Annotated in this window: 6 protein-coding genes and 1 pseudogene; 4 read left to right on the plus strand and 3 right to left on the minus strand. The window is 41.4% G+C overall.

Annotated features, from left to right (window positions below; translation table 11 throughout):
• Nucleotides 1–56: 56 nt before the first annotated feature.
• Nucleotides 57–1,205, plus strand: a pseudogene (locus ACM0OS_RS27325) (2-isopropylmalate synthase); the annotation flags it as partial.
• Nucleotides 1,206–1,455: 250 nt separating this feature from the next.
• Entirely contained in the window at nt 1,456–2,787 is a 1,332-nt protein-coding gene (locus ACM0OS_RS27330) for a D-alanyl-D-alanine carboxypeptidase (RefSeq protein ID WP_414546320.1), read from the plus strand.
• An 81-nt stretch (nt 2,788–2,868) separates the two neighbouring features.
• Here the strand turns inward: ACM0OS_RS27330 and lptC are convergent, their stop codons facing one another.
• The 3 genes from lptC to metG form a co-directional block, all read right to left on the minus strand.
• Entirely contained in the window at nt 2,869–4,125 is a 1,257-nt protein-coding gene (gene lptC, locus ACM0OS_RS27335; protein WP_414546321.1) for an LPS export ABC transporter periplasmic protein LptC, read from the minus strand.
• Entirely contained in the window at nt 4,125–4,754 is a 630-nt protein-coding gene (locus ACM0OS_RS27340; RefSeq protein ID WP_414546322.1) for an NYN domain-containing protein, read from the minus strand. The genes lptC and ACM0OS_RS27340 overlap by 1 nt, the downstream gene beginning before the upstream one ends.
• Nucleotides 4,755–4,910: 156 nt before the next feature.
• Nucleotides 4,911–6,509: a methionine--tRNA ligase gene (gene metG / locus ACM0OS_RS27345; RefSeq protein ID WP_414546323.1), complete on the minus strand. Its 1,599-nt coding sequence runs from the start codon at nt 6,507–6,509 to the stop codon at nt 4,911–4,913.
• Between the two features lie 378 nt (nt 6,510–6,887).
• On the opposite strand from metG, the gene ACM0OS_RS27350 reads away from it, so the two are divergent.
• Nucleotides 6,888–7,613: a lysophospholipid acyltransferase family protein gene (locus tag ACM0OS_RS27350; RefSeq protein WP_414546324.1), complete on the plus strand. Its 726-nt coding sequence runs from the start codon at nt 6,888–6,890 to the stop codon at nt 7,611–7,613.
• Nucleotides 7,614–7,970: 357 nt separating this feature from the next.
• Nucleotides 7,971–8,792, plus strand: a complete 822-nt coding sequence (locus ACM0OS_RS27355; protein ID WP_414546325.1) for an alpha/beta fold hydrolase — start codon at nt 7,971–7,973, stop codon at nt 8,790–8,792.
• Nucleotides 8,793–8,819: the final 27 nt, after the last annotated feature.

The following is an 8,819-nucleotide window of genomic DNA, read 5'->3' on the forward strand; positions in this document are numbered from 1 at the left end:
CACAGAAACTGCATGAAAAATTTTGAGCATCTCTCCCACAAAATCAACACCCTAGCACTGATCCAGAGTTTTTGTATCAGGTTTTAGAACAGGCGATCGCAGCTGGGGCAACGACAATTAATATTCCTGATACTGTGGGATACTGTACACCCAAAGAAATTGGTACTTTAATTGCCGGGATTCGCGCTCACGTTCCTCATATTGATCAAGTAATTCTTTCCATTCACACCCAAAACGATTTGGGTTTAGCCACAGCTAACGCGTTGACAGCCATTGAACATGGTGTGAGGCAGGTGGAATGTACTATTAATGGCATTGGTGAACGTGCGGGGAATGCAGCATTAGAAGAGATTGTCATGGCCTTGCAGGTGCGTAAACCGTTTTTTAACCCTTACTTTGGTCGTGCGGTTGATGCTGATGCACCCTTGACTAACATTAAAACCCAGGAGATTTATAAAACCTCTTCCTTGGTTTCCCGGCTTACAGGAATGTTGATTCAGCCAAATAAGGCAATTGTCGGCGCCAATGCTTTCGCCCATGAGTCGGGAATCCATCAAGATGGCATTCTCAAGCACCGCCAAACTTACGAAATTATGGAAGCTGGTTCTATTGGTTTACCAGAAAATCGTATTGTTTTGGGTAAGCATTCCGGAAGAAATGCCTTTCGTACCAGACTCAAAGAATTGGGGTTTGAACTGAACGAAGCTGACTTAAATAAAGCCTTTAATCGGTTTAAAGAAGTTGCTGACAAGAAAAAAGAAATGTCCGATTGGGATTTAGAGGCGATTGTCCGTGATGAAATGCAGATTCAAGGAGAAAGCGGCTATCAACTCGAACACGTCCAAGTAATTTGTGGTGATTGTACTTGTCCCACTGCAACCATTACCATTGTCACTCCCGATGGCAAAATTCTTACAGATGCCAGTGTTGGTACAGGGCCAGTAGATGCGGTGTATCAAACCATTAATCGATTAGTGCAGATTCCCAATCAATTGATTGAGTTTTCTGTGCAATCTGTAACTGGCGGAATTGATGCCTTGGGAACCGTGACAATTCGCTTAGAGTACCAAGAGCGCATATTCTCTGGACAAGCATCTGATACAGATATTGTGGTAGCCGCAGCTTACGCCCATATTAACGCCGTGAATCGTCTATATCGTTATTTGCAACAGGTACAGACTTCACCCGCATCCGTGGCTCATTGATGAAATAATTCTCACGCGCAACGCACACCACAAAGAGCGTAATTTTCCATGAGTCCGCGTAGGCGTACTTAGTTTGTATAGCTGCGAATTTATTCGCCAGGGCTATTTTCCAGCATTTTCTCCCCCATATCGTAGAATGTGAGCAAGCAATTTCACGACTATTGAAGAAAACAGCAGTTATGATAATCAATGCTGATCATGGTCAAAAGGCTTGTATATTAGCACAGGAAACAATATTGGGGAATAAAATATGCTGGAATTATTAGGTTCAGGATTAGTTTCTCTTTGGTTGGAAATGGCTGGAGTCCAAATCAAGCCAGTAGATGCCTTAGAGACCCTGGCTTTATACAATAGCCCTGGTTTAGTTCTCGCTCCTGATCCCAATCCAGCTGGGTCTACTACAGTACAACAATATTTAAAGGAACTGATTGCCGCAAAATTGGTACCGGAAAATTTAACCGAGAGTCAGGGCATTTGGATGCAGTCGGGGCCGATGCTGATGGCGAATCATCAGGGTACTATTCCTCTACCTGCGGCTTCTTTAACGAAGATTGCTACTTCACTTGTTGCTTTGCAAACTTGGGGCCCAGACCACCAATTTGAAACTTTGGTCAGCGCTACAGGCCCAATAGTTAACGGAGTATTGCAGGGTGATTTGGTGATTACAGGTGGTGGTGATCCCATGTTTGTTTGGGAAGAAGCGATCGCTCTGGGTAATACTCTCAATAAAATGGGTATCAAGCAGGTCACTGGCAATTTATTAGTGACCAATAATTTCGCCATGAATTTTGAACTTTATCCAATGGTCTCTGGTCAAATGCTCAAGCAAGCAATGAACCACACCACTTGGACGCGTCCGGCGAATTATATCTACTCCATCATGCCCAAGGGTACGCCCAAGCCTCAAGTTGTAATTGCGGGTAACGTGAAATTAGTAACCCAACCCAATCCCCAAGAAACTTTATTGTTGCGTCGTCGTTCTTTACCCATGCAACAATTGATTAAAGAAATGAACGTCTTCAGTAATAACTCAATGGCAGAGATGCTGGCAGAATCAGTAGGAGGCGCAGCAGTCATGCGATTAAAAGCCGCTCAACTTGCTGGAGTACCGGAGGCAGAAATTCAGTTAATTAATGGTTCCGGACTGGGGGTAGACAATCGCATTTCTCCAAGAGCTGCTTGCGCCATGTTGATGGCAATTCAACGAGAAGCTGCTGCTCATAAAATCAATGTGGCTGACTTGTTTCCTACTGCGGGATTTGATCGTCGGGGAACAATGCAAGCGAGAAAAATGCCTTATGCCACTGTGATGAAAACTGGTACTCTGCGTGAGGTTAGTGCTTTAGCCGGAGTGATCCCCACACGCGATCGCGGTTTGGTTTGGTTTGCTATTATTAACCGTGGCCCCCAAATCCCAGCTTTCCGTACTAGTCAAGATAAGCTGTTGCAAAATCTTGTACAACAGTTAGAAGTAGCTCCCAATCTTCCCCCATCCATTACTCCCCACTCTCCTAAATATTTCTCACCTGAATTGGGTGCTACTAGTCGTAATGAAATTTTGTTAGGTACTAAAAAATCGTAATTCGTAATTGAGGAATCTGATTTGGTTAATATGCAGATTCCTAGTAAATACCGGGTGTAAAAATTTCCCAGTACCTACTTCCTAATTCCTAATCAACGCATTTTGAGGAATAATTTCCGTCACGACCCTATTGCCTGTCCCACCTCTGACAACAATATTTTCTGTTTCCAGATTACCAACTGCCGTGTCACCTGTAAAATTTAATGGCGGGTCAATTTGACGATAAACAATATTTCCTTGGGCTTCTAATAATTTCTTGTCTAAATACCAAGTTAGTCTATTAGATCTCAGGGTTTGCTGACGCTGCCCTATGGCGTTAACATTACCTGTGACATTAACAATTTTTTGGGGTATTTTCATTTCGCCTTGGTTGGCGGTGACAGTCACATTTTCGGCACTCTGGACAATACGCACAGGCGAATTTGCGGTGACTTTTTCTGCGTTCATGTCCCAAGTCATGACGTCACTGGTGATTTGTGTTGGGGGGTCAGCTATATCTAATTGGCCATTTTTTTTGATTGTGGCAATTTTAGTTTTTAAGTTGACTTCAGCTGCGTCTCCCCGTCCCCGGTCGGTAATTTGATTGTTATTGTAGCGGTCTATTTGGATGGGGCGATCGCCGATTAATTTTTCTTCTTGAATCTGCCAAATTAAATGCTCAGTTCGTAGTTGCATTTGGGGATCAGCAGAAGTTGCTACTACCCCACCAGAAAATTCCATGCGCTGTTCACGAGTTTTGACTCGTGCTTCTTGGGCCACGGCTTGTAGTTGTTTATGAGTCCCCTTTAATTGATTACGGACAATCAATAAATCTTCTTCGGGCCGCCACTCTAATTCGTTACCCCGCAATATAATCCCATTGCTCGGATCTGTAGCGACTATATTACCTTGGAGAAATAACTGTTTGCCATCTTGTTTAATTTCTGCTTGTGAAGCTTTTATTTGGTAAATAGCTTTACCATCTTGGTATAGTTCACCATAAGGATTCTCCGCCTTACCAATTTGTTTTTCTTGAGTGTATGTAGCCTTTTTAGACTGCACTCTCCAAAGCGGTCGTCCTACTTCGTCTGCTTGTTCTAAGGTGACATCAAAAAAAGTTAAATTACTTTCTTGAGAAGATGAATCAGCATCATTTGATTGAGAAGCTGTGGGAGTAGATCTCCCACAAGCAACTAACCCAATTATTAACAGAAAAATTAAAGGCAGGTAATACCAATTTGCTTTCAGTTTTAAGGAATTAAAAGATAACAATGAACAGAACTGAGGAGAACTTTGTTTGATCCCACTTGGTTTTGTCTCATTTTCTCTTAACTTCTTCCTGCCTTTTTGATAATTCATTAATCTTGGATTTCTAATTGTTCATCAGTTTCTCTGGGATCATCCAAAAAACCCATACTGGATAGCGGTCTATATGGATAGCTTTGGCGGGGGGTTTTTTGAATATCTTCTTTGATGGCTTCTAAATCAATATAGCGATCGCTAACATTAATTAAGCTGTCACTAGTCATGGAACGCAAACTCACCACCTCTACTCGCACACCGCGATAGCTAACGGAATTGACGGCATATGCCAAATCTCCATCACCACTGACCAAAACTGCGGTATCATAAGAATCTACTAAGGCCATCATATCTACGGCTATTTCGACATCGAGGTTAGCTTTTTTGGAACCATCAGGTAACTGCACTAAATCTTTTGCAATCACTCGATAGCCATTACGCCGCATCCACAACAGAAAACCTTGTTGCTTTTCGTTAGTTCTGTCTACTCCAGTGTAAAAGAAAGCCCGCAGTAGCCTAGAACCACCAGTCAGCCTACAAAGTAGCTTGGTGTAGTCAATCTCTATTCCTAGTTGCAACGCCGCATAAAATAGATTTGAACCATCAATGAATATGGCTACACGACCCCGATTCTCTAAAACTTGTTCCGGCGTAAATATCGAATCGCTTTCCAAATTATTCAACATTGTTGTCATACCTCATTTTTATTCTTGTTATTTTTGATACAAATTTCCAAATTTACATGCAATTTAGAACGGCTTATGATAGTGTTTCGGGGCTAATAGGTACTAGGCCCCGATAATTTTTTTGAAGAAATAGAAATTGATTGGAAATTAAAAGAACTAATTGTTTTTTGGGGTTTCTATGCGCTTAAAAACAGGTTGGGGTGTACCCAACGATTGTTGGTTGGTTAGTACTCCCCATTGTGCATGAGCGGCAAAAGGGGCAACCATTACAGTTTTTATTTGATCATTAAAGTCGATTTCCCAGCCCAGCTGCTGATAAATGGCGCTACTGATATTGGGAATCACTGGGGACAGAAGATAAGCTGCTAGTCTAACAGATTCTAGAACTGCGTACAGTACTTTTTCTACTTCCTGCTGCTGTCCTTGTTTATATAGTGTCCAAGGTGCTTGATCATCAATAAACTTATTACTGGCCCGTACCAGCAACAGAACGGCTTCGCAGGCTTCATTAAAAGCTAGCTTCTCATATGCTTGTTTTACCTGTTCCCCAAGACTTGAGCCAATGGCGTTTAAGGGATTTTCATCATTAATGGCTTCATTGGCAATTGGCAATCCGTCAGCGCAGTATTTCTTCACCATGTTTAAGGTGCGGTTTAGCAAATTACCTAAGTCATTAGCCAAATCTGCATTCAAAACATTAATGAACCTAACTTCATTAAAATCGCCATCTTTGCCAAATTCGATTTCCTTAAGGAAGTAATAACGAACGGCATCACTACCATAGCGTTCTACTAGGGTTATGGGATCGAGGGTGTTACCCAGTGATTTACCCATTTTTTGACCATCTTTGGTTAAAAAGCCATGCACAAATAACCTTTCTGGTAAGGGTAAACCAGCTGAAAATAACATTGCTGGCCAAGAAATTGCATGGAAGCGGAGAATATCTTTACCAATGAGATGTAAGTTGATGGGCCACCAAGTTTCTAGCGCATTGGCTAAAGTCGCCTCAGCATCCGGTTCTAGTAATGCTGTTACGTAACCAAGCAGTGCATCAAACCACACATAAAGAGTATGTTGGGGATCAACTGGTACGGGAAAACCCCACTCTAAATTCACCCGCGAAATCGAAAAATCTTGTAACCCTTGCCCAATAAAGCTGAGAACTTCATTACGTCTACTTTCTGGCTGAATAAAATCTGGTTGAGATTTGTATAACTCTTCTAGTTGAGCTTGATATTTCGACAGCCGAAAGAAGTAGTTTTTTTCGTCTCGCCACTCCACTTCCTTGTTAATATGAATAGGGCAGCGATTTCCCTCTAACAGTTCTCGTTCTTCCTTAAATTCTTCACAGGAGACGCAGTACCATCCTTGCTGTTGTCCCATGTAGATATCACCAGCGTCCCATAATCTCTGGAAAAATTCTTTGACGATGACTGCATGTCGAGAAGCTGTAGTCCGACTAAAGCGATCGTACTGAATATTTAATAGCTTCCATAAGCTGATAAAGCTGGGTACAATTTCATCGCAAAACTCTTGGGGTGCTTTTCCTAAACTGTCTGCTGAACGTTGAATTTTTTGTCCATGTTCATCTGTACCTGTAATTAGCAGTACCTGATGTCCTAACAATCGTTGAAACCTCGCCACCACGTCCGCAGCTATTGTCGTATAAGCACTACCAACATGAGGCACATCGTTGACGTAATATAACGGTGTTGTCAGAGAAAATGTCTTTTCCGTTTTATCCACTAGATTCATATAGAATAAAAAATCAAATTATAAAAACGTTTTCTATCTTACTTTTATTAGCAAAATCAAGCAATTATATAATAATACTCCCACTTTATTGAAATTACAGTTTAATATTAGCAAATTTCTCTGGATAATAATTCTTTGGCAATGTGTATAAATTACAGTAATTTTTCCTCATAAGACAAAAATAGCCATTGGTCATTTTTTCTAATGATTGTTATTACATTAGTTGTGATAGAGAATACATAAATCAAAAATCCTCAAACTCAGGTGTATTTGTGGTTAAAGCATTTCTACCTTAAGACGGTCATAATATTAATAAAGAAATGTAAAAATTAAGTCAAGATACACAGCGGTTTTTGTGACAAAATATATTCATTAGGTATGACGCTTAATAGTCCTCTAGATATTTCCCGCTATTTTTTAGCAGCTTGTTCAACCCAAATGTTCCGCTATTACGAGGATCGGATTCCTCAAGATACTAGTATTTTGGTTGTGAGCAATCATCGCAGCTTTATGGATGCACTGGTTTTAATGGCGGCGCTATCGAGTCCGATTCGCTTTGCTTGCCATCACTACATGGGTCAAGTGCCAGTCATGCGAGAAATTGTCACGGGACAATTGGGATGTTTTCCTTTAGAGAAAACTCAAAACCGCCAACAAAGCTTTTTTGAGCAGTCACAATTACTATTGCAGTCCCAGCAGATGGTAGGAGTGTTTCCGGAAGGAACTACACCAATGGTAAAATTTACCCAGCCAGATGAGGTAGGTACATTTCAACGAGGATTTGCCCATTTAGCTTTGCGCGCCTCTGTGAAAAACTTGGCAGTTTTGCCAGTTGCCATAGCCTCTCTAGAAGAGGTGAATACTAATGGTTTTCCACTGCGATTGTTAAGTTTATTTGACCCCTCAGAACCTTTATTCAACCAATCTGGTTGGCATCCCTTGGTGATATATCGTCGGGTAGCTGTGTTAGTTGGTCGCCCTTATTGGATAACACCACAACACCATCAGAAATATCACGGTAAATTAGCGAAAAATGTTGCGGCTGAACTAACTCAACATTGTTACGACGAAATTGCTAGTTTACTGCATGAAGGTTGTTATTAGATAATTGGATATTGTTTAAATGCCAACTACACTAGCTATAAAGGTAGATGTAAGCTGATTGTTGTGTTGACAATCAAGTAATATTGATGAAGATAAAATTTTTTTTACCAGTGAGTGTTATTAGATGTGTTCGTCTTGGCCGCCGGACAACCTAAATTAGTGTCTTGGTTGATCTTACAAGAGCTATATTTAACTCTTTCAGCGATATATGACGCGGTTTTTAGCACTCACGTTATGATTTTATCAGAATTTTGACAGCTATGTAGCGATTAAATCATTATGCGATCGCTGTTGCCCAATATGCGATTTTCCTACAAGCCACTTGATAAAACCAGGAAACTAAATTTAAATTTAACAATGTCAGACGTTGAGCTAAATCCGTGTTTTCTTACTCCCAACCGAGTACAACCAGATTATCCACTGTTTGTGTATCTACCAGGCTTGGATGGAACTGGTCAACTGTTGCGATCGCAAACTGCCGGCTTAGAACTTGGTTTTGATGTTCGCTGTTTAGCGATCCCCAGGCAAGACCTTACTACCTGGGATGTATTGACTAACAATGTTTTGAACTTGATTCATGCCGAATTAGAAAAAAGCTCCCAAAGACCAATCTACTTGTGTGGTGAGTCATTTGGAGGTTGTTTGGCGATGAAAGTAGCTACCAAAGCACCACAGTTGTTTAAGAGGATTATTCTCATTAACCCAGCTTCTGCCTTTCATCTCCGTCCTGGGTTGGTTTGGACATCACAACTGACTTACCTTGTACCGGAATGCCTATATGATATTGGCGCTTTGGGGTTATTGCCCTTTCTTGCATCCTTAGCACGCATTCCCCGTAACATTCGCTATGAACTGCTAAAAACCATGCGTTCTGTACCCCCAGCCACTGTTACCTGGAGGTTATCACTGTTAAAGGAATTTTATGTGGCTGAAGAACAGTTACGTCGATTAGCTCAATCAGTCTTGCTAATTGCTGGTGCAAGCGATCGCCTCTTACCTTCTGTAAATGAAGCTAGACGTTTAGTGAATATTTTACCCAATGCCAAGGTAGTAGTGCTACCCGACTGTGGCCATGCCTGCTTATTAGAAAAAGATATTAATCTCTATAAAATCTTACGGGAGCATCAGTTCTTAGAAAGTCAATTACCAGCAGTTAAGGAGTTGGAGACGAGGGGATGAAAGGGAGCAGGGGGGCAGGGGGGCAGG

The organism is Nostoc sp. CCY0012, from assembly GCF_963920855.1.
Classification (GTDB): Bacteria; Cyanobacteriota; Cyanobacteriia; order Cyanobacteriales; family Nostocaceae; genus Cyanocohniella.